Source organism: Ruegeria sp. BE9 (assembly GCF_056538765.1).
The window spans coordinates 163,454-183,566 of the sequence record NZ_JBQFTS010000004.1; the positions used below are offsets into that span (position 1 = coordinate 163,454).

General features: G+C 55.8%; 20 protein-coding genes. 10 read left to right on the forward strand and 10 right to left on the reverse strand.

Annotated features, from left to right (window positions below):
* Positions 1-176: 176 nt before the first annotated feature.
* From ACR0EO_RS13515 to ACR0EO_RS13535, 5 genes are all read right to left on the reverse strand, one after another.
* Positions 177-803: an OmpA family protein gene (locus ACR0EO_RS13515; protein WP_480690734.1), complete on the reverse strand. Its 627-nt coding sequence runs from the start codon at positions 801-803 to the stop codon at positions 177-179.
* Positions 804-820: 17 nt separating this feature from the next.
* Positions 821-2,227 carry a type II and III secretion system protein family protein gene (locus ACR0EO_RS13520; protein ID WP_480690736.1) on the reverse strand — a complete coding sequence of 469 codons (1,407 nt, stop codon included), beginning with the start codon at positions 2,225-2,227 and terminating at the stop codon, positions 821-823.
* Between the two features lie 191 nt (positions 2,228-2,418).
* Positions 2,419-3,297, reverse strand: coding sequence for a Flp pilus assembly protein CpaB (cpaB, locus tag ACR0EO_RS13525; RefSeq protein WP_480690738.1), 879 nt, complete (start codon positions 3,295-3,297; stop codon positions 2,419-2,421).
* Positions 3,298-3,453: 156 nt separating this feature from the next.
* Complete coding sequence (locus tag ACR0EO_RS13530; RefSeq protein ID WP_480690740.1) at positions 3,454-3,654, reverse strand: hypothetical protein; 201 nt, start codon at positions 3,652-3,654, stop codon at positions 3,454-3,456.
* 83 nt (positions 3,655-3,737) lie between these two features.
* Positions 3,738-3,941: a Flp family type IVb pilin gene (locus ACR0EO_RS13535; protein WP_480690742.1), complete on the reverse strand. Its 204-nt coding sequence runs from the start codon at positions 3,939-3,941 to the stop codon at positions 3,738-3,740.
* A gap of 351 nt (positions 3,942-4,292) precedes the next feature.
* On the opposite strand from ACR0EO_RS13535, the gene ACR0EO_RS13540 reads away from it, so the two are divergent.
* Positions 4,293-5,159, forward strand: a complete 867-nt coding sequence (locus ACR0EO_RS13540; protein WP_480690744.1) for a lytic transglycosylase domain-containing protein — start codon at positions 4,293-4,295, stop codon at positions 5,157-5,159.
* A gap of 41 nt (positions 5,160-5,200) precedes the next feature.
* On the opposite strand, the gene ACR0EO_RS13545 is transcribed toward ACR0EO_RS13540, so the two are convergent.
* The 5 genes from ACR0EO_RS13545 to tldD all read right to left on the reverse strand — a co-directional run bounded on the left by ACR0EO_RS13545 (position 5,201) and on the right by tldD (position 12,242).
* The gene (locus tag ACR0EO_RS13545; protein ID WP_480690746.1) at positions 5,201-5,827 is read right to left on the reverse strand and encodes a CoA transferase subunit B; all 627 of its coding nucleotides are present in this window, start codon (positions 5,825-5,827) and stop codon (positions 5,201-5,203) included.
* Positions 5,827-6,531 carry a CoA transferase subunit A gene (locus ACR0EO_RS13550; RefSeq protein WP_480690748.1) on the reverse strand — a complete coding sequence of 235 codons (705 nt, stop codon included), beginning with the start codon at positions 6,529-6,531 and terminating at the stop codon, positions 5,827-5,829. The genes ACR0EO_RS13545 and ACR0EO_RS13550 overlap by 1 nt, the downstream gene beginning before the upstream one ends.
* Positions 6,532-6,632: 101 nt before the next feature.
* Entirely contained in the window at positions 6,633-9,272 is a 2,640-nt protein-coding gene (topA, locus tag ACR0EO_RS13555) for a type I DNA topoisomerase (RefSeq protein WP_480690750.1), read from the reverse strand.
* A 173-nt stretch (positions 9,273-9,445) separates the two neighbouring features.
* Positions 9,446-10,582 (reverse strand): DNA-processing protein DprA, encoded by a 1,137-nt coding sequence (gene dprA / locus ACR0EO_RS13560; RefSeq protein WP_480690752.1) that lies wholly within the window; start codon positions 10,580-10,582, stop codon positions 9,446-9,448.
* 238 nt (positions 10,583-10,820) lie between these two features.
* Positions 10,821-12,242, reverse strand: coding sequence for a metalloprotease TldD (gene tldD / locus ACR0EO_RS13565; RefSeq protein ID WP_480690754.1), 1,422 nt, complete (start codon positions 12,240-12,242; stop codon positions 10,821-10,823).
* Positions 12,243-12,418: 176 nt separating this feature from the next.
* Here tldD and coxB point away from each other — a divergent pair, with 176 nt between their 5' ends.
* The 9 genes from coxB (at position 12,419) to ACR0EO_RS13610 (ending at position 19,997) form a co-directional block, all read left to right on the forward strand.
* On the forward strand, positions 12,419-13,330 hold the full coding sequence (coxB, locus tag ACR0EO_RS13570; protein WP_480690755.1) for a cytochrome c oxidase subunit II: 912 nt from the start codon (positions 12,419-12,421) through the stop codon (positions 13,328-13,330).
* A 76-nt stretch (positions 13,331-13,406) separates the two neighbouring features.
* Positions 13,407-14,363 (forward strand): heme o synthase, encoded by a 957-nt coding sequence (cyoE, locus tag ACR0EO_RS13575; protein WP_480690756.1) that lies wholly within the window; start codon positions 13,407-13,409, stop codon positions 14,361-14,363.
* The gene (locus ACR0EO_RS13580; RefSeq protein WP_480690758.1) at positions 14,360-14,521 is read left to right on the forward strand and encodes a hypothetical protein; all 162 of its coding nucleotides are present in this window, start codon (positions 14,360-14,362) and stop codon (positions 14,519-14,521) included. The genes cyoE and ACR0EO_RS13580 overlap by 4 nt, the downstream gene beginning before the upstream one ends.
* Positions 14,521-15,096: a cytochrome c oxidase assembly protein gene (locus ACR0EO_RS13585; protein WP_480690760.1), complete on the forward strand. Its 576-nt coding sequence runs from the start codon at positions 14,521-14,523 to the stop codon at positions 15,094-15,096. Before ACR0EO_RS13580 ends, ACR0EO_RS13585 begins: the two co-directional genes overlap by 1 nt.
* A gap of 22 nt (positions 15,097-15,118) precedes the next feature.
* A complete protein-coding gene (locus ACR0EO_RS13590) occupies positions 15,119-15,934 on the forward strand; it encodes a cytochrome c oxidase subunit 3 (RefSeq protein WP_480690762.1) in 816 nt (271 codons plus the stop codon).
* Positions 15,935-16,091: 157 nt separating this feature from the next.
* Positions 16,092-16,769, forward strand: coding sequence for an SURF1 family protein (locus tag ACR0EO_RS13595; RefSeq protein ID WP_480690764.1), 678 nt, complete (start codon positions 16,092-16,094; stop codon positions 16,767-16,769).
* The gene (gene thrC, locus ACR0EO_RS13600; protein WP_480690766.1) at positions 16,766-18,154 is read left to right on the forward strand and encodes a threonine synthase; all 1,389 of its coding nucleotides are present in this window, start codon (positions 16,766-16,768) and stop codon (positions 18,152-18,154) included. The genes ACR0EO_RS13595 and thrC overlap by 4 nt, the downstream gene beginning before the upstream one ends.
* Positions 18,151-19,413 carry a M16 family metallopeptidase gene (locus tag ACR0EO_RS13605; protein ID WP_480690768.1) on the forward strand — a complete coding sequence of 421 codons (1,263 nt, stop codon included), beginning with the start codon at positions 18,151-18,153 and terminating at the stop codon, positions 19,411-19,413. The genes thrC and ACR0EO_RS13605 overlap by 4 nt, the downstream gene beginning before the upstream one ends.
* Positions 19,413-19,997 carry a GNAT family N-acetyltransferase gene (locus tag ACR0EO_RS13610; protein ID WP_480690770.1) on the forward strand — a complete coding sequence of 195 codons (585 nt, stop codon included), beginning with the start codon at positions 19,413-19,415 and terminating at the stop codon, positions 19,995-19,997. The genes ACR0EO_RS13605 and ACR0EO_RS13610 overlap by 1 nt, the downstream gene beginning before the upstream one ends.
* Positions 19,998-20,113: the final 116 nt, after the last annotated feature.

A 20,113-nucleotide genomic window follows, 5' to 3' on the forward strand; every position in this document is an offset into this window, starting at 1 on the left:
GTTACCAAACACAGTGAACCGGTTTGGTTCGTTCTGGTTTGCTTTTGCCCCGTTGCGTCCAATTCTGGCCGCAGGTCACCTAATTGTTGAAAATGTGGCTTGGAACTTAGGCAAGATTTAGGCGCAAAAGAACCAATTGTAGGGAAATGGGCGACGATGTCGCCCATTTCGGGTGATTATTCATCGCCGCCGCTAGCATCATCTGCCGGAACGATGTAGCTCGGTCTCTCCGCGCTCTCGACATATTCGCGGCGAATGACCTCTGCGTACTTGCCGTCCAGAAGCTGCGGTTTGCGATCCACAAAACCGGAAACCTCAGTCACAGTACGGCGGTTACGGCGATCTCTGTTCGGTGTGGCGATCAAAGGCCGTGTTTTGCCGAAGGAAACAACCGCTTCCAGGCGCGACCTCGAAATGCCCTGCCGTGTCAGGAATGCTACAGCTGCGTTCGCGCGGCGTTGGCCCAGGCTTTTGTTGTAAGCCGTGGAACCGACCGCGTCAGTGTGACCGTAAACGCGGAAGCGCGCTTCGGGGAACTGTTTGATCCAGTCAGCCTGTCGCAACAGAATTCTTTGCGCTGATTCGTCCAGCACAGAGCTGTTGAAGGCAAAGTTAATCTGAACCGGAACTTCTGCAGCAAAGCGTTGCCCCAGAATCTCGGCGTAGGTCAGTTCGCCGTTCATCACTTGAACGTTGTTGAAAGTCGCATTCCCGAACGTGCCGGTATCGATTTCATATCCGGCCTCGCGCGTACATGCGGCGACAGCGACCGTGAGACCCAGTGCGATGATCCACTTTTGCATTGGTCCTATCCTCCTCATCATTCCAGGACGTAGCCGTACGAGCTTCCGAAGTCCTGTTTGGCAACTTCAGATGCACCGCCGGAGCCTGTGCGCAATGTCCGTGCAACCTTGCCGTTCACGAACAGTTGGAATTCGCTGGGCGGCTTGACGCGGTCGGTCGGCAGTGCCAGCGCTTCGCCACGTGTTGGTGACACGAGGTGTGCGGTAACGATCACGACCAGTTCAGTTTGCTGACGCTGGTATTCCGCGCTGCGGAACAACGAACCCAGAACAGGGACGTCACCCAACCACGGAACCTGATTGTTCAGATCTCTGAAGTCGTCCTGAATCAATCCGGAGATCGCGAAGCTTTCACCGTCGCGCAGCTCAACCGTCGTAATGGTCCGACGAGTGATAAAGGTCGGTACGTTGTTGCCCGCGATTGTGAAGTTCGAGTTCGGATCGATGCTGGAAACAGATGTCCCCATCTCCAAGTTGATCAAATCGCCATCTACAACGCGCGGTGTGAACATGACCTGCACACCGAATGCACGATATTCGATTGCAATGTTGCCGTCATCCGCAGGAACCGGAATTGGAACTTCACCACCCGCAAGGAACTCGGCCTCTTGGCCGGACAACGCCGACAGGTTTGGTTCCGCCAGGCTGCGCGCAAGGCCTTTGGCCTCAAGTGCTTCCAAAAGCAGACGAACCTGAGTTGATCCAGCGCCAAAGCCGAACAGGATCGCGCCTGTGTTTGTCTGCTGAATCGGGATGTTGTTGTTCAGAGCGTTTGCCAGAGCGCCAGCGCTGTTCAGGGTGTTGAAACCGCCGGTTACGTCACTTCCGCCGAAGCCAAGCGATGCGGTCAGGCTTTTTGCTACCGAGCGGTTCATCTCAGCGAATCGGACTTTCAGCATGACCTGCTGAACACCACCAACCGACATCAGGTTGGAAACACGCTCGGGCGCGTAGCGTTCGGCCAGCTCAAGAGCCCGTGCCAGTTTGGCCGCGCTTGAAATCGTGCCGGAAAGCACAATGCCATCATTCGCGGTGCGCACTTCAATTGGCTCACCCGGCAAGATTTGCCGCAGCCGTTCTTTAAATTCTGAAACATCTGGGGAAACGCGAACCCGAACGTTTGCAAGCAGGTTGCCCGCAGCGTCGAAAAGGGTCAGCGTTGTCAGGCCCGGAGCCTTACCCAACACATAGATAGTGCGATCCGAAAGCGACGAAATGTCAGCAATGCCAGCGTTGGCGATGCTGAGTTCCGTGAACGGTTCTTCACTTTCAACAACAATTGCGCGGTTCATCGGAACGTCCAGCGTTTCCGCTGTTCCATTCTTAACTACACGCAGGGTTTCTGCCCAGGCCGTGCTACCGACCGGACCCACTACAAGCGCTAACCCAAGAAGGGTCGCGCCAATCAAGGAACGTATTTTCATGTGACCTGCCTCTCCGATCACGCCTCATTTTACGGCTATTGCCTTATGCCCGATAACACTGGGCGAATTACGAATTTATTGCAATAATCAATGGTTTCTGGAATTTTCCTTATGTGGACATTGCGCAACAATCCAAACGAAACAAGCCGCGCACTAGGCGCGGCTTGCAGTCTTAAATCGCTGATTTCGCGTTAATTTGTGCAGGGAATTTCGGTTTTTACGGTTTCAGCACCGCGCCGTATGTTCGTGAAGCACTTCCGCTCTTCGACTCGGACCGGAGCAGGGGCTGCTTCCTTGATTCCCAGCAATGTCCGTTGGTTAACTTCGATAGCTGTATCTGCAACTGTTTCATCTTGTACGCCGACCAGGGCCAAGGATAGGCGTCCGGTGTTTTGCGCCTGTGCCAAAGCGGCGATTTGTTCCGGAGTGGCGGCAACAGTTACGGTTCGCGCGATTGTTGCACCGGTGATGTCTGAACCAGCTGTCTGGTCGACAGCAATCAGTTCAATATTAGTCTGAATCAAGCGAGTGATCTCACCGTTGGCTCCTTCAACGGCGCCACGCAGCGAACCGGTCCAATACACATCAACCTTGTCGCCGGGGCGCAGGAAACCCGAAACGCCAGATGCGACGTCGACGCTAATCGCGAAGGCGCGCATACCTTTTGTCAGTCTCGACGTCAGGCCAGCTTCGGCACCGGGCTGCGTAATCTTGACCTCGAGAATCGCCTCGTCCTTTTCCATGGCGCGCAGAACGAATCTTTCGCCATTGGCTTCCTCGGGGAAAAGAACGGCCACATCGGTGAAGGTTCCTTCTGGAATCGCATCTTCAGGCCATTTAACGGTCCGGACGTCTTCGGCGGCCAAGCGTTCACCATATTTCAGGCTCCGGTTGGAAACGATGACATCAACGGTTGCGATTGACTTGACGTTTGCAAGAGCGTTCTGCGTGGCTAGGCGCTCTTGCTCAAGTTGAGCCTGATACTGAGTGATATAGTCTCGCGCCATGTAAACAGCGCCGCCGGCCAAAGCTACTCCGACAATCAGGACAAGTCCAAATACTGCGCGCATTCGCGTCCCCTCATTCTTTCTATTATAGTTCGTAAGATTTGCGTAAGAGCACGTCTATTTAGCTCTGGCTACAAGTGAATTGTGTCGAAAAGGGGGGCAATCCGCGATTTTTTTTCCGTCTGTGGTCAAGAACGCCACAGAGGCCAGAGCAATTTGTTAATTGTCTGTTTCAAATGCGAGTTCCTGGATTTCAACCCCGGACAGCGCCTGACCTATTTCATTGTCCACGTGTTGAACTGAACCGGCCATGCGCAATACGACAAGCAGTCCAAGCCCGGTAATCCCGGCCGTTAGCACGACCCAGTCAACAGTAACCGCGCCGTCTTCGTTTGAAAAAAAGCTCAGAATTCGGTTCATCTTGGGCACCTGTTTTCAAGCACAAAAAAAGGGGGCACTGCCGAATGTGCGCCCCCCTTTGTAATTCGCTTCAGATATTAATCTTAGGTGCCCGGAGTTACGTCAGGCGCGTTAACGTTTACACCGCTCAGAGCGCTGTCAACTTTACCGGCCAGAACGTCGGTACCGTTGCCGACTTGGGTGTATGCAACAGCTGCCAGACCAACGATGGCTGCGGTCAGAACAACCCAGTCTACAGTTACGGCGCCGTCTTCGTCTTTGCGGAAGTTCTTGATGAACTTGATCATGTTACGTCCCTCCTAAAGGATCAAAAGTCAATTAACCTCGGCGTCTTTCAGAGCTTCGTCTCTCAGTCCACTCCCGAGCGTCTCGGTATGGCATTATGTTTGACGGGTAGGCATGGCAGGAATTGGGCCAAACACATTTTTTTTCCGAGAGAACTTAACTTTTTGGTAGGAATTTTTTTAAGTACCTGAAAATAAAGTAAAAAAAATACAAAAACAAATACACATACCCTGTCTTTCCGATGCAAAATTACGGCAAATGAGGCGAAACTGCCCCATTTCGCTGTGTTTTTCTGGCTTTACAGCAGGATTCGGGATCAAATATCTGAAAAGACAAAACTATGAGGCGGGCAAATGAAACTCCGGGACGCAATATCCTGCGCCGGTATTTCGGTATTGATGATGACGGGGCCTGTGCCCGCCATCGCAAATGATGCCGAACCCAGAGGCGTATATAAGCGCGTTAGGGCGCCCCAGCCGGGTGCCAGACCTAAAATAACTGTGCAGATCTCACCCGAGGAGCACGCCGCAGCGCCGTCTGCGCCGAGCACGGGAGCCGAGATTGTTCTTCCAGACATTATAGCCCGGACGAGAGTTGCACCTTTGGATGTTCCAGAGGGTGGCGCTACGAAAAAGCCCGTTGGATCCTATAAGGCGTTCTGGGAAAAGATTTCACCTGCATTGGCTGATGCCGGTGCTGGGCGCCTGGACGGAGCTATTAACGCTCTTGCTGCAATCAACGTTGCTTCTCCGCGCCTACAGACGCTGCAGAACATTGCACAGCAAAGAGGGGTTGAGATTCTGCGCTCGACCGTGGGCACCAATGTGTCGCCTGCTCTTGTATTGGCAGTTATCTCTGTCGAATCGGCGGGGCGTGCTGATGCGGTCAGCTCTGCTGGAGCTCAGGGGTTGATGCAGCTCATGCCCGCTACGGCAAAGCGGTTTGGCGTGACCGACAGTATGCATCCCGGCCAGAATATCTCCGGCGGGGTGAAATACCTGAACTGGCTGATGGAAGAATTCGGCAACGACCCGATCATGGTTCTGGCCGGATATAATGCGGGTGAGGGGGCTGTACGCAAACACGAGGGCGTGCCGCCTTATGCCGAGACGCGGGACTACGTTCCCAAAGTGCTTGCAGCCTTTCAGATAGCGAAGGCGCTGTGTTCTACACCGCCGCAACTGATCTCGGACGGCTGCGTATTCCAGGTTCAAAAATGAAAAGGCCCACCTGAAACGGTGGGCCTTTAACTTGATGCGGCTTAGTTTACGATGCTCGCTTCAGTCGCTGCTCGAATCTCATCTTCGCTTACGCCTTCCGCGATCTCGACAATCTTCAGGCCGCCGTCCACTACGTCCAGAACGCCCAGGTTGGTGATGATGCGGTTCACCACCTTTTTGCCCGTCAGAGGCAGGGTGCACTTTTTCAGCAGCTTGGATTTGCCGTGCTTGTTGGTGTGATCCATCACGACAATCACACGGCCAACGCCGGCCACAAGGTCCATCGCGCCGCCCATACCTTTGACCAACACGCCGGGAATCATCCAGTTGGCCAGATCACCTTCTTCATCAACTTCCATCGCGCCCAGAACGGCGGCTGCAATCTTTCCGCCCCGGATCATGGCAAAAGATGTTGCGCTGTCGAAGTAGGCGGTGCGGGACAGTTCGGTAATTGTCTGCTTGCCAGCATTGATCAGGTCGGGGTCTTCTTCACCTTCGAAGGGGAAGGGGCCCATACCCAGCATACCGTTTTCGGACTGAAGGGTGATATCCTTGTCACCCACATAGTTCGCCACCAGCGTCGGAATACCGATGCCGAGGTTCACATACATGCCGTCTTCAAGCTCTTGCGCCGCACGAGCGGCCATCTGATTACGATCCCAAGGCATTATGCTTCCTCCTTCTTACGGGTGGTGCGTTGTTCGATGCGCTTTTCGTGATCGCCCTGAATCAGACGGTGCACATAGATGCCGGGCAGGTGGATCGCATCAGGGTCCAAAGAGCCGCGAGGCACGATTTCTTCGACCTCAGCAATGCAGATCTTGCCACAGGTCGCGGCAGGCACGTTGAAGTTCCGAGCGGTCTTGCGGAAGATCAGGTTGCCTGTGTCATCAGCCTTCCAGGCTTTGACGATTGAAAGATCGGCAAAGATGCCCTCTTCCATGATGTAGGTCTCGCCGTTGAAGTCCTTGTGCTCTTTGCCTTCGGCAATAACGGTGCCCACACCGGTCTTGGTGTAGAAGCCGGGGATGCCGGCGCCACCGGCGCGCATACGCTCGGCCAGAGTGCCCTGCGGGTTGAACTCCAGTTCAAGCTCTCCGGCAAGGTACTGGCGCATGAATTCTGCGTTTTCGCCGACGTAAGAGCTGATCATTTTCTTAACCTGCTTGGTCTGCAGCAAGATGCCGATGCCGAAATCGTCAACACCCGCGTTGTTCGAAGCAAAGGTCAGATCCTGAGCACCGGATTCTTTGATTGCGTCCAGCAGCAGTTCAGGGATGCCGCACAGGCCAAAACCGCCTGCTGCGATCATCATGCCATCCTTCAGCACTCCATCGAGTGCTTCGGTGGCATTGGCATAGATTTTCTTCATGGAAAACTCCCCCAATGACATGGTGATGGGCAGGTTGTGCCGCCGCGTCACGGGGAAGTCAACGAATCCAAGGGGCTGGTGGTATTTCTACCTATCAGCCCCTAGCTGGCTGCTTTTTTCGTGGTTTTCTTGGCAGCGGTTTTTTTCTTCGGTGCTGCCTTCTTCTTGGTGCCTTTCTTGGCCGCACGTTCATTGACCAATTCAACGGCCATTTCCGGCGTCACGTCCTCGGGCTTGATATCCTTAGGGATGGTGGCGTTGACCTTTTCCCATTTTACATATGGCCCATAGCGTCCGTCCAGAACTTGCATTGCACCACCATCTGGGTGATCGCCGAGTTCTTTTAGCGGTTTGGCAGCCGCGCGCTGACCCCGTCCCGGGTTGGCGCGCTTTTCAGCCAACATTTCAACCGCACGGTTCATTCCGATTTCAAACACGTCGTTTGGATCTTTGACGTTCACGTAGACGGGTTTGGCCTCTTCCGGCAACTGATGCATGATATAGGGCCCGAACCGCCCGAAATTCGAGCTGATCATACCGCCCTCAGGGTGCTCACCGATTTGGCGGGGCAGGGACAGCAGCGTCAGCGCTTTGTCCAGATCCATGTCATCTTTGCTCCAGCCGCGGGGCAAAGAGGCGCGTGGTGGCTTCTTGTTCTCGGGGGTGGGCTCACCACGCTGGACGTAAGGCCCAAACCGACCAGATTTCAGCCAGATTTCATCGCCGGCATCTTCGCCTAGAAGACGCTCATCGCCTTCGGCGCCTTCACCAGCGATAGGACGGGTATATGTGCATTCAGGATAGTTTCCACAGCCCACAAACCCTCCGGTACGCGAAGTTTTCAGATGCAGTTGGCCGGTACCGCATTTTGGGCAGACTCGCGGGTCTGACCCATCTTCGCGCGGGGGATAAAGTTGTGGTGCAAGGGCTTCGTCCAACTTGTCGAGCACTTCGGATATGCGCAGTTCGGAAGTTTCGCCAATCGCGGCCGAGAAATCACGCCAGAACTTGCCCAGAAGATCCTTGTAGTCGCGATCACCTGCACTGACGTCATCCAACTGTTCTTCGAGATTGGCGGTGAACTCGTATCCCACATACTGGCGGAAGAAATTCAGCAGGAAGATTGTGACGATCCGGCCCTTTTCCTCAGGGATAAGACGGTTCTTGTCCTTGCGTACGTATTCTCGATCCTGAATCGTAGTCACGATTGAGGCATAGGTCGAGGGGCGCCCGATGCCCAGCTCTTCCATCCGCTTGACCAGTGTCGCCTCGGTATAGCGCGGTGGCGGTTGGGTGTGGTGTTGCAGCGCCAAAACCGCCTCGTTTTCGGACAGAACTGCTTCTTTGGCAGCCTTGTCTGTACTTTCGCTGGTTGCTTTGGCGAACTGGTCCCGCAGCGAGGTCTTGGCAAATTTAGCAGGATCGCCCTGCATGATCTGCGGCAGGCGCTTTTCATCGTCGTCGGCCACATCGTCACGGCCTTCTTCATAGACGCGCATGAAACCATCAAACAAGACAACTTGGCCGGTGGCACGCAGACCAACCTGGCCGTCATCGCTGCCGACCTCAACCGTCGTACGCTCCAGGCGTGCAGCAGACATCTGACAGGCAATCGTGCGCTTCCAGATCAGGTCGTAGAGCTTGCGTTGATCCTCATCCGTTACCTTCAGCGCCTTGGCATCGCGCGACATATCCGTTGGTCGGATGCATTCGTGCGCTTCCTGAGCGTTCTTGGCTTTGTTCTTATAAATGCGCGGGCTGTCCGGTACGTATTCCGCGCCATAGCGTTCCGTGATCGCGTCGCGGGTGGCGGCCACGGCCTCAGGGGCCATGTCGATACCATCGGTCCGCATGTAAGTAATGTAGCCTGCCTCATACAGCCGCTGAGCCACCTGCATCGCATGTCGCGCACCCATACCAAACTTGCGGCTGGCCTCCTGCTGCAGGGTAGAGGTCATGAACGGCGCACTCGGGTTACGGGCGGCAGGCTTTGCTTCGACCGACTTAACACTGAGCGCACGGCTGGTGATCGCCTGAACCGCAAGTTCCGCCTGAGTGGCATTGGCCAAATCGTGTTTGTCGAGCTTCTTACCTGCCAGAGTGACTAGACGAGCTTCATAAGTCTGGCCTCGCGGCGTCTCAAACAGCGCCCGAACCGACCAGTACTCGACGGGTTTGAACGCTTCGATCTCCATCTCTCGCTCTACGATCAGGCGCAAGCAGACGGATTGAACGCGACCTGCCGACTTCGCGCCCGGTAGCTTGCGCCACAGAACGGGTGAGAGATTGAAGCCGACCAAATAGTCCAGCGCGCGGCGGGCCAAGTAGGCCTCGACTAAGGGCATGTCGACCTCGCGCGGGTTCTGCATTGCCTCGGTCACGGCGTCTTTGGTAATCGCGTTGAACGTTACGCGGCTGACCGGCGTGTCCTTTTTGATGGAACGGCGTTTGGTCAGCGCTTCTTGCAAGTGCCAACTGATCGCTTCACCCTCGCGATCGGGGTCAGTCGCGAGGATCAGTGCGTTGTCTTCTTTCAGTGCGTCGGCGATGGCTTTGACATGTTTGCGGCTGTCGTTCCCGACCTCCCATTTCATTGCAAATTCATGCTCGGGATCGACCGATCCATCCTTTGGAGGCAGGTCGCGCACATGGCCGTAAGACGCCAGAACGGTGTAGTCGGAGCCAAGATATTTGTTAATTGTTTTGGCTTTGGCAGGGGATTCTACAACAACTACAGGCATTTAAGGGAAAACCTCGCTCGACGAATTGGGCGCCTTCTATGATCGTGCAAAATGTGTAGGGCAAGAGCGAATTGTCAATGCGTTCCTTTCAAAAGCAAAATTTGAAGGTGATTTCATGTTGATACACGGCTGAATAGGGGATGCGTCGCAGGCGGTGATTCCTTGCAAACTGTTCAGGCCGTCAGTGACAGCAAGCCGCCGGGCTGACGTTGAATGCGCCCATCCAGTTCCAGCTCAACCAATGCAGGGCCGATGGCTCCAGCGGTTGCCGCAATGTCACGGATCAGTTGATCTTCCGCTATTGGGGATGGACCTAACCGCACCAAGATTTCGTGGTGCAGAGAGGCTGGTGGAACCGAAGGGTCCGGTTGATCGTCGGGCTGTGTGTGCAGTTGTTCTGAGAACAGGTCAGACGGTTGCTGCGGGAGGGCTTCGATGACGTCTTCGGCAGATCGCACTAAGGTTGCTCCGTCACGGATTAAGAGGTTGCACCCAGCTGCGCGAGCGTCGAATGGGTGGCCCGGAACGGCCAGAACCTCTCGGCCCTGATCCAACGCGTCGCGCGCGGTGATTAGGCTGCCTGATTTTGCGGCGGCCTCAACAACCACAACGGCCTGAGCTAAACCCGAAATTATACGGTTGCGACGTGGAAAATGCCGCGCTTGCGGGTTTACGCCCATCGGCTGCTCTGACAACCGCAGCCCTGACTGTGCGATATCCCTCGCCAGATCAGAGTTTTCGGCCGGGTAGATAACGTCCACACCGCCGGCCATGATGGCCACTGTGCCAGTTTCCAATGCAGCCTTGTGCGCGGATGTGTCGATGCCGCGCGCCAACCCTGAGACAACGACAAACCCCTCTTTTCCAAGATCTGCCGCCAGACCGCGCGCCATCCGTGCGCCCAGAGACGAGCAGTTGCGCGCCCCAACCATCGCGACGGTTGGTTTGCGCAGGACTGACACATCCCCCACGGCCCAAAGCATCGGTGGAGCGTCGGAAAGATCATTCAAAGCATTTGGGAAATCGGCGGACCCAAGGCACAAAAGTCGTGCATTCGCTGCTCTTGCAGCCTTGAGTTCCGCCTCAATCACGCCGGGCGGGCACGTTTCATACCCTTGGATTCCGGCAGCGCGAGCCATTTCAGGCAGCGCGGCTAGCGCGTTCTGCGCTGAGCCATGTTCCCGCAGTAGCCGGCGAAATGTCGCCGGACCTACCTTGCGCGAGCGCAACAGACGGAGCCAGGAAAACCGATCCTCTTCCGTGGTGGGTGGGAGTGTGGGGTGATAGGAAGAATGCTGCTCTTCGGCCATCCGATGCTCCGCCTGATTGCAGAACTGGTTTACGGTTGGCGAGGTTAACAGCTTGTGAATCTCGTCAATTTTTCCGTAAATTTTTGATGGAGTGACACGACATTTCTGACAGTATATTGAAAATAAAACAAAAAATCCTGCCATCAGCAGAGGCGCAGTTCTTCATTGTGGGCTGCGCTTTTAAAAAAACAAAAGCGCAGCGTTAACCCTGAACCAGTCAGGCACGTAGGATTCTTTACTATGTGGCCGACCCGCCAACTGTCAGACCGTCCAGTAAAACAGTCGGCTGTCCCACACCAACAGGTACCCATTGACCGTCTTTGCCACACGTTCCCATGCCCGGATCAAGTTGCATGTCATTTCCCAGCCCCCTAATCCGATTCAGTGCTGAAGGCCCGTCGCCAATCAAGGTCGCTCCCTTCACTGGGGCTCCAATTTTACCGTTCTCAACGCGGTAGGCTTCTGTGCAGGAAAAAACGAACTTGCCGTTGGTGATATCAACCTGCCCGCCGCCAAAACCAACGGCCCAAATCCCATCCTTGATATCCGCAACCAGCGCGCCGGGATCAGAGTCACCGCCCAGCATGACGGTATTTGTCATTCGCGGCATTGGTTTATGGGCGTAGCTCTGTCGCCGACCATTGCCTGTTGGTTTAACGCCCATCAGGCGTGCGTTTTGGCGGTCTTGCATATAGCCGGTCAAGATTCCGTCCTCAATCAGAACCGTTCGCGAACTGGGCGTACCCTCGTCATCCACGCTGATTGAGCCCCGCCGATCTGCGATTGTACCGTCGTCCACGACGGTCACACCCTTTGAAGCGATCTGCTGCCCCATTAGCCCGGCGAAAGCGGAACTGCCTTTGCGGTTGAAGTCGCCTTCCAGCCCGTGACCGATAGCTTCATGCAGCAGAATGCCGGGCCAGCCGGGGCCAAGCGCCACCTCCATTACTCCCGCCGGGGCAGGGACGGCGTCAAGGTTAACCAGCGCAATCCGAAGCGCCTCGCGTGCTTTGTCTTGCCAATCGGAAGGATCGATCAAGCCATCTAGACCTACGCGACCGCCACCTCCAGCCGAGCCGCTCTCGCGGCGACCGTTCTGTTCAACGATCACAGAGATGTTCAGGCGGGTCATTGGGCGAACATCCCGAACCATCACACCATCTGGGCGCAGAATCTCTACTTCTTGAACGGCGGCTGTAATCGTTGCGCTGACTTGCATGACCCGAGGGTCAAGGTCGCGCGCAAAGGCGTCAATCTCGCGAAGGGTTTCAATCTTGACCGGGAAACTGGCGGATTCGATTGGGTCTTCGTCGGTGTAGAGACGCGTATTCGTGGCGCGCGGAGCTTCTGCCAGCGTCCCGCCACCGTCCCCAACTGCAAGGCGCGCGGTCTCGGCTGCGCGCTTGAGCGCGGGAATCGAAACTTCCGTCGAGTGGGCGTAACCTGCGACCTCACCCTGTACTGCACGGAGGCCGAATCCTTCGGATGCATCATAGGACGCGGTGCGCAAACGACCGTCATCAAAGACCAGAGACTCTGATTTTCGGCGCTCCACAAACAACTCTCCGTCCTCGCCCCCGGCGGTTGTGGATTGCAAAACTGCAAGTGCTTCGTCTTGCGGTAGAACGCTATCAAAAGGGCGAAATGGGTCGTTGGGCATCGCTTTGGGCCTTTCGGGTTTGATCCAGATCAAAAATAGCGTCTGTTTGACGCAAGCATTTTGCTTTATTTAGCATCAGGAATATGATTTTTAACGCAGCCAATGACAACGGGTGAGGTGCGTCCGATTCACACCTTTTCGCCAGAGACGCAAAGATCAAACGACCAGGACAGAACATGAAGAACGCTTTGATGCTTTCAGGGGTTGCGACAGCCCTCTCCAGCCTTCCAGCCATGGCTCAGGAGCTTGAGATTATTGGCAAGCCGGTCGATGGCGGGATGGGTTTCCAGCCCGCAGCCACCAGCCTGGCCCAAGGCATTCGGGATCTGGATGGAATGATTCTTGTAATCATTACAGTGATCTGTCTGTTCGTGGCCGGTCTGCTGGTGTACTGCATCGTCCGCTACAACGAGCGCGTTAACCCCAAACCGGCGCGGTTCTCGCATTACACCCCGGTTGAGATCGCATGGACCCTTGGTCCTATCCTGATTCTTGTCTTTATCGGGGCGTTTTCGCTGCCGGTTCTGTTCAAGCAACAGGAAATTCCCGAAGGTGACGTAGTCATCAAGGTTGTCGGAAATCAGTGGTACTGGACTTACGAATACGTTGATCACGATTTCGCGTTCGACAGCTATCTGTTGGGACATCCGGCAACCTTGGACGAGGGCGCACGCCCTGCGGATGCAGATGTAACTCCGTTCGTTCTGGACGATGCGATGCGCGCGAAACTGGCCGATGCGGGTTACAGCGAAGACGAATGGCTGCTGGCCACGGACACTGCTGTAGTTGTGCCTGTTGGCAAAGTGGTCGTGATGCAGGTCACCGCCTCGGACGTGATCCACTCTTGGACCATCCCGTCCTTCGGCGTGAAGCAGGATGGTGTTCCGGGTCGTTTGGCCGAACTGTGGTTCGAAGCCGACAAAGAAGGTATCTATTTCGGTCAGTGCTCTGAACTGTGCGGCAAAGACCATGCTTATATGCCGATCACCGTCAAAGTGGTCAGCGAAGAAGCGTATGAGCAGTGGCTGCAAGGCGCGCTGGAAGAGTATGCCGGCCAGCCTGCCTCTTATCAGGTTGCCTCGAAATAAGACGGGTTACAGCCTGTTTGAACTAAGATGCTAGCTGCGCGGGTTTCGCGCAGCTTTCACCCCAGAAGGACCGGACATGAGCGACGCAAGCATCAATGCCAGCACCGTCACCGCGCAGACCCGTGCGGATGAGGCCGGCTTTGGCGACTATTTTGCACTGTTGAAGCCTCGCGTCATGTCGCTGGTGGTGTTTACCGCTTTGGTGGGTTTGCTGGCTGCTCCTGTGCCTGTCCACCCCATTATCGGTTTTTGCGCGATTCTGTTCATTGCCATCGGCGGCGGCGCTTCTGGCGCTCTGAACATGTGGTGGGATGCGGATATCGACCGCGTCATGAAACGGACCAAAGGGCGTCCGATTCCCTCTGGCAAAGTAGAAGAAGGCGAGGCGCTATCTCTAGGCTTGGCGCTGTCTGGCCTGTCTGTGATCATGTTGGGGCTTGCGACAAACTGGTTCGCAGGCGCATTTCTGGCCTTTACGATCTTTTTCTACGTCGTCGTGTATACAATGTGGCTAAAGCGTTCGACGCCGCAAAACATCGTGATTGGTGGCGCTGCCGGAGCTTTCCCACCTGTAATCGGCTGGGTTGCGGCGACAGGTTCAATGTCGATTGAGCCCTGGCTGATGTTCGCACTGACGTTTATGTGGACCCCGCCGCATTTCTGGGCGTTGGCGCTATTCATGCGTTCGGACTATGACGATGCGGGTGTTCCGATGTTGACAGTAACGCACGGTCGCCGCGCAACACGCTGGCACATACTGGTCTACACCGCTTTGCTGGCAACTCTGGCTGTGGGCACATCGTTCTCGGGCATCGGTGGTCCAATCTATCTGACTGTCGCTGTCGTGATGAATGCGCTGTTCCTAAGGGGCGCCTGGCAGATTTCTCGCCGGACCGAGGATGATTCCGAGGCAGACAACTTCAAGGTTGAGCGCTCTTTCTTCAAGCTTTCGCTGCTCTACCTTTTCCTACACTTCGGAGCGATTCTGGTTGAGGCGCTGCTGAAGCCCTACGGTTTGGGAGGTTGGTCATGAGCCTGCGTAAAAGCCACGAACTGCACGAACGTCGTTTTAGCCGGAACCTCGGTGTTGGTCTGACACTGGCGGCATTCATCGTCATTATCTTCGGTCTGACTGTTGTAAAGGTCGCTGGCACGGATTTCGGAATGGCGACACAAGAGGTCCAGAACTGATGGCGCTTTCGGGACCGCAGAAAACAGTTGCGCAGACGGTAGGGGTCGTCGTCCTGATGGGCAGCCTCGCCTGGGCAGCTGTGCCGTTTTACGACTGGTTTTGTCGGGTCACAGGTTTTGGCGGAACAACTGGTGTAGCCGAAACCGCCCCCGAAGACATTCTGGATCGCACCATTACCGTTCGGTTTGATGCCTCTAAGGCAAAGGACATGGCTTGGGAGTTCAAGCCGGTTGAACGCGAGATGGAAGTGCGCATCGGAGAAACTGGGCTTGCGTTCTACGAGGCTTATAATCCCACCGATCGACCTATTGCCGGACAAGCGTCCTACAACGTCGCGCCGTATTCGGCTGGTGGATATTTCCAGAAAATTGCCTGTTTCTGCTTTGAAGAGCAGGTTCTGCAGCCAGGTGAACGGGTTCAGATGCCGGTAACCTTCTTCGTTGACCCTGAGCTGGTCGAGGATCTGGAAGCAAAATATGTTCATACGATCACTCTGTCGTATACATTCTACGAAATTGACTTGCCCGAGGGGTATGCCGCTCTCGATACGCAAGTCGACAAAAACACGAACTAACGCCTTTAGGTGAGGGACTCTGATGGCACACGCTAAAAACCACGATTACCACATTCTGGCCCCATCGATCTGGCCACTGCTAGGCGCCGTTGGCGGTTTTGTAATGTTGTTCGGGGCTGTTCTTTGGATGCACGGCGTAACGTCGTTCATGTTCTGGGCAGGTCTTGTCGCCGTTCTTTACACGATGTTCGCATGGTGGTCCGAAGTTGTGGCCGAAAGCCGTGCCGGGGATCACACGCCAGTTGTTCGCATCGGTCTGCGCTACGGATTTATCCTGTTCGTGATGTCCGAGGTGATGTTCTTCTTCGCCTGGTTCTGGTCGTTCTTCAAACATCGTATGTACCCGATGTACGACTATGCCGGCACCGAGTACATCCAGCCGGATATCCACGCGGTTGACCCGTTCCACCTGCCGCTGATCAACACGCTGGTTCTGCTGTTGTCGGGCTGTGCCATCACTTGGGCTCACCACGCATTGGTGCACGACAATGATCGCAAGGCACTGGTTCAGGGTCTAACCATTGGTATCGTGCTGGGTGTCCTGTTTACGTTCTTGCAGGCCTTTGAATACTACGAACTGCTGGCACACGGCGGCTGGGAGTTCGGTGGCGATCAGTTCTACTCCAACTTCTTCATGGCCACGGGTTTCCACGGCGCGCACGTGATCATCGGTACCATTTTCCTTACCGTCTGTTTGATCCGGGCGCTGCGAGGTGACTTTACGCCTGAAAAACACGTCGGTTTCGAAGCTGCGGCCTGGTACTGGCACTTCGTTGACGTTGTATGGCTGTTCCTGTTTTTCGCTGTTTACATCTGGGGCCAAGCGCCGTTGCTGTAACGCCTGTCAGGCTTTCTAAATGCAAAAGCCGCCCATTTGGGGCGGCTTTTTCTCTATCAGGGACGCAAGATTGCGCCCCATACAATTGCGTGGTTGCATTTCGGTGCGCGCGCCCCTTAACAAGACGCCGGTTTCCGCAGCTAGGTTTGGTTCTGACATGCGCCGTATCCTGTTCCCATTGATTTTCGGTCTCGCCGGTTTGGGCGTGCTGTTGTCTCTGGGTGTGTGGCAGTTGCAGAGGTTGGCTTGGAAGCAAGAGATCCTTGCTGAAATCGAAAGCCGTATCTCAGCTGATCCCGTAGCCTTGCCACCGAAGGTTTCCGAAGAAGTCGATAAATACCTTCCTGTGACAATCTCTGGCGCAATGGAGCCGGGGGAAGTCCATGTTCTGGTTTCGGTCAAGCAGGTCGGCGCGGGTTATCGCATCATCCAATCGTTCAGCACCGAAGACCGGACTATACTGGTGGACAGGGGTTTTGTGCCGACCACGGCCAAACAGTCCGAGCGTCTAAATGGGCAGATGGAAGTTACCGGAAACCTACACTGGCCTGACGAGATCGACAGTTACACGCCCGAGGCCGATATTGACGCAAATATATGGTTTGCCCGGGACGTTCAAAATCTCGCTGCAACGCTTGGGGCAGAGCCTGTGCTGTTGATCGCCCGTTCGGAAACGGATCCGGGTGTAACGCCTCTGCCGGTGGATACGGCGGGTATTCCCAACGATCACCTTCAATACGCAATCACCTGGTTTGGTCTGGCTCTGGTTTGGGCCGCGATGACCGGTTATTTCCTGTGGCGCAACCGCGCCCCTTCTGAGAGTGAAGAGCAATGAAATACATCTCGACCCGTGGCCAAGCGCCAGAACTGACCTTTGAAGAGGCGATGCTGACCGGATTGGCCCGCGATGGTGGTCTGTATTTGCCCGCCGAGATCCCAGTGGTGTCGCAGGACGAGATCGCCGCTTTGGCTGGGCTGCCATATGAAGAGATCGCCTTTCGTGTGATGTGGCCCTATGTCAGCGGATCGTTTGCTGAGGATGAGTTCAAGGAGATCATCGCCCGCGCTTACGAAGGCTTTGGCCATGACGCTCGCGCACCTCTGAAACAGCTGAACGAGAACCACTTCTTGCTGGAACTGTTCCACGGCCCAACGCTGGCGTTCAAAGACTTTGCTATGCAGCTTATCGGTCAGCTGTTCCAGGTGGCTTTGAAGCGTCGCGGAGACCGAGTAACCATCGTCGGCGCGACCAGTGGCGACACAGGTTCGGCCGCTATCGAGGCGTTCCGGGGATTGGATGCGGTAGATGTGTTCATCCTATTCCCGCATGGCCGAGTGTCCGAGGTGCAGCGTCGACAAATGACCACGCCTGCGGATAGCAACGTGCACGCGCTGGCAGTCGATGGAGACTTTGACGATTGTCAGGCCGCGTTGAAGGACATGTTCAACGATTTCGACTTCCGCGATGGTGTCAAACTGGCGGGTGTGAACTCGATCAACTTCGCACGGGTTCTTGCGCAGATCGTTTATTACTTTTCAGCTGCAGTCAGCCTCGGTGCGCCGCATCGTAAGGTTAGCTTTACTGTGCCGACCGGTAACTTTGGTGACATCTTCGCAGGCTTTCTGGCCAAACGCATGGGGCTGCCCATCGACCGTCTGGTCGTTGCGACGAACCAGAACGACATCCTACACCGCTGCTTGTCGGGTGAGGGGTATTTCAAGGGCGATACTATCCCTTCGATCAGCCCGTCTATGGATATTCAGGTCAGCTCAAACTTTGAACGCGCGCTGTACTACGCCTACGGTGAAGATGGCGGCGCAGTCGCGCAATTGATGGACGAGCTCAAGAACGGAGGCTTCAACGTCAGCCAAGGCGCGATGGAAGCGCTGAGCGAGAGCTTTGACTCGGGCCGCGTGTCCGAAGATGAGACGTTGGAGACGATCAAGCACACCCTTGCCCACAGCGCCGAGCTGGTTTGCCCGCACACAGCCGTTGGTATCAAGGTCGCTGAAGAGCACCGCTCGGCAGATGTTCCGATGATCACTCTGGCCACCGCGCACCCCGCGAAATTCCCGGCCGCGGTCGAGAAGGCAAGCGACGTGCATCCGCCTCTTCCATCCCGCATGTCTGATCTGTATGAACGTCCGGAACGGGTGACCCGCATTGCCAACGATCTGGGTGCCCTAGAGGATCATATCAGAAGGCATATTGCTGAGTGACAGTCAGACAAGACCAACTGAAGAACGGGTTTCGTATCGTCAGTGAACACATGCCGGGGCTGCAATCTGCGGCCGTCGGCATCTGGGTGACCGCCGGTGGGCGGCATGAACGGATCGAACAGAACGGTATTGCGCATTTCCTTGAGCATATGGCTTTCAAGGGAACCGAGCGCCGCTCTGCGCTGCAAATCGCCGAGGCGATCGAGGATGTAGGCGGTTATATAAACGCCTATACCTCGCGTGAGGTGACAGCCTACTACGCGCGTGTTCTGAAAGATGACGTTGCGCTGGCGATGGACGTGATCGGCGACATCGTTATGAACCCCATCTTCGATCCGCGAGAGATTGAAGTTGAGCGTGGTGTGATCCTGCAGGAAATCGGTCAGGCCTATGACACGCCCGACGATGTGATTTTTGATTGGCTGCAAGAGCAAAGTTACCATGATCAACCGCTTGGCCGTACGATCCTTGGCCCGACTGAACGCGTAAGCTCATTCTCGCGTGAGGATTTGTCGGGGTTTGTGGCCGAACACTACGGCCCCGAACAGATGATCCTTTCTGCGGCTGGCGCGGTTGATCATGACCAGTTGATGAAAATGGCCGAAGAGATGTTTGGCCACCTGCAACCGCGCAAAGGCCTGATCCCCGAAGTTGCTCGGTTTACCGGAGGCGAGGCGCGTCAGGAAAAAGAGCTGGAACAAGCCCATTTCGCGCTAGCCCTGGAAAGCCCCGGGTATCGTGACGACGCGATTTACACGGCGCAGATTTATTCGACAGCTCTGGGCGGTGGGATGTCTTCGCGTCTGTTCCAAGAGGTTCGGGAAACGCGCGGGCTGTGTTATACGATCTTTGCGCAGACCGGTGCCTATGCCGATACCGGAACAACGACGATCTATGCTGGAACCTCGGCCGATCAGGTCGCGGAATTGGCCACCATCACCATCGATGAGATGAAACGCGCCGCTGAGGACATGAGTCCCGAAGAGGTTGCCCGCGCCCGTGCGCAGATGAAAGCCGGGATGCTGATGGGGCTGGAGAGCCCGTCAAATCGGGCGGAACGTTTGGCGCGTCTGGTGCAGATTTGGGGGCAGGTGCCTTCGCTTGAGGATACGGTCGCCAAGATTGACGGTGTCAGCACCGAAGATGTTCGAGTGTTCGCAGAGCAGATGGCCATTAAGGCTCCTGCGGCTCTGGCGCTTTACGGCCCGGTTTCAGGTGCGCCATCATTGGCGGAATTGCAGGAGAGGCGAGCAGCGTGATGCTATTGGGCAGACGCAAGCTAAAACTCGAGACCGAGCGCCTTAGCCTGCGCCCGCCCATTCACTCTGACTTTAACGATTGGGCTGCTCTGCGGCGTTCGTCCCAGGATTTCCTTAAGCCGTGGGAGCCGATTTGGGCTCAGGACCACCTGAGCCGAAAGTCGTTCACCAATCGCGTTTATTGGGCACAGCGATCTGTCGCCAGCAGCACAGCAATACCTCTGTTTCTGTTCCGTCGGTCTGACGACGTGCTGATTGGAGCGATAACGCTAGACAATATTCGCCGCGGACCGGCGCAAGCCGGAACTTTGGGATATTGGACAGGGCAGGCGTTTGCCCGAAACGGGTATATGCGCGAAGCCATTGGCGCGGTGGTACACCACGCTTTTACACGCTTGGACCTGAGCCGCATCGAGGCGGCGTGCTTGCCTGAAAATGAACCCTCGCGTGGGTTGCTGGAAAGTTCGGGGTTCAAATACGAGGGCGTCGCGCAATCATATCTGCAAATCAACGGTCGATGGCGGACGCATGTGCTGTATGCCAGCCTGCGTTCGGATCGGCGCGGGAAGACAGACGCCGGGTAGGGCGCGCGGCCCAGTAGGCCGGTAGTCCAAGTGCAGCGCAATTTTCAGACAGTAACTTTGTCGCAAGTATGTGGCTGTTCGTGCAGACCAAGCGCGTTCCAAACGACCGTTAATTG

What these genes read in the sequence shown, in the direction of transcription:
- ACR0EO_RS13515 (WP_480690734.1), bottom strand. Translation starts at nt 803, where the DNA reads ATGCAAAAGTGGATCATCGCACTGGGTCTCACGGTCGCTGTCGCCGCA.
- ACR0EO_RS13520 (WP_480690736.1), bottom strand. Translation starts at nt 2,227, where the DNA reads ATGAAAATACGTTCCTTGATTGGCGCGACCCTTCTTGGGTTAGCGCTT.
- cpaB (WP_480690738.1), bottom strand. Translation starts at nt 3,297, where the DNA reads ATGCGCGCAGTATTTGGACTTGTCCTGATTGTCGGAGTAGCTTTGGCC.
- ACR0EO_RS13530 (WP_480690740.1), bottom strand. Translation starts at nt 3,654, where the DNA reads ATGAACCGAATTCTGAGCTTTTTTTCAAACGAAGACGGCGCGGTTACT.
- ACR0EO_RS13535 (WP_480690742.1), bottom strand. Translation starts at nt 3,941, where the DNA reads ATGATCAAGTTCATCAAGAACTTCCGCAAAGACGAAGACGGCGCCGTA.
- ACR0EO_RS13540 (WP_480690744.1), top strand. Translation starts at nt 4,293, where the DNA reads ATGAAACTCCGGGACGCAATATCCTGCGCCGGTATTTCGGTATTGATG.
- ACR0EO_RS13545 (WP_480690746.1), bottom strand. Translation starts at nt 5,827, where the DNA reads ATGCCTTGGGATCGTAATCAGATGGCCGCTCGTGCGGCGCAAGAGCTT.
- ACR0EO_RS13550 (WP_480690748.1), bottom strand. Translation starts at nt 6,531, where the DNA reads ATGAAGAAAATCTATGCCAATGCCACCGAAGCACTCGATGGAGTGCTG.
- topA (WP_480690750.1), bottom strand. Translation starts at nt 9,272, where the DNA reads ATGCCTGTAGTTGTTGTAGAATCCCCTGCCAAAGCCAAAACAATTAAC.
- dprA (WP_480690752.1), bottom strand. Translation starts at nt 10,582, where the DNA reads ATGGCCGAAGAGCAGCATTCTTCCTATCACCCCACACTCCCACCCACC.
- tldD (WP_480690754.1), bottom strand. Translation starts at nt 12,242, where the DNA reads ATGCCCAACGACCCATTTCGCCCTTTTGATAGCGTTCTACCGCAAGAC.
- coxB (WP_480690755.1), top strand. Translation starts at nt 12,419, where the DNA reads ATGAAGAACGCTTTGATGCTTTCAGGGGTTGCGACAGCCCTCTCCAGC.
- cyoE (WP_480690756.1), top strand. Translation starts at nt 13,407, where the DNA reads ATGAGCGACGCAAGCATCAATGCCAGCACCGTCACCGCGCAGACCCGT.
- ACR0EO_RS13580 (WP_480690758.1), top strand. Translation starts at nt 14,360, where the DNA reads ATGAGCCTGCGTAAAAGCCACGAACTGCACGAACGTCGTTTTAGCCGG.
- ACR0EO_RS13585 (WP_480690760.1), top strand. Translation starts at nt 14,521, where the DNA reads ATGGCGCTTTCGGGACCGCAGAAAACAGTTGCGCAGACGGTAGGGGTC.
- ACR0EO_RS13590 (WP_480690762.1), top strand. Translation starts at nt 15,119, where the DNA reads ATGGCACACGCTAAAAACCACGATTACCACATTCTGGCCCCATCGATC.
- ACR0EO_RS13595 (WP_480690764.1), top strand. Translation starts at nt 16,092, where the DNA reads ATGCGCCGTATCCTGTTCCCATTGATTTTCGGTCTCGCCGGTTTGGGC.
- thrC (WP_480690766.1), top strand. Translation starts at nt 16,766, where the DNA reads ATGAAATACATCTCGACCCGTGGCCAAGCGCCAGAACTGACCTTTGAA.
- ACR0EO_RS13610 (WP_480690770.1), top strand. Translation starts at nt 19,413, where the DNA reads ATGCTATTGGGCAGACGCAAGCTAAAACTCGAGACCGAGCGCCTTAGC.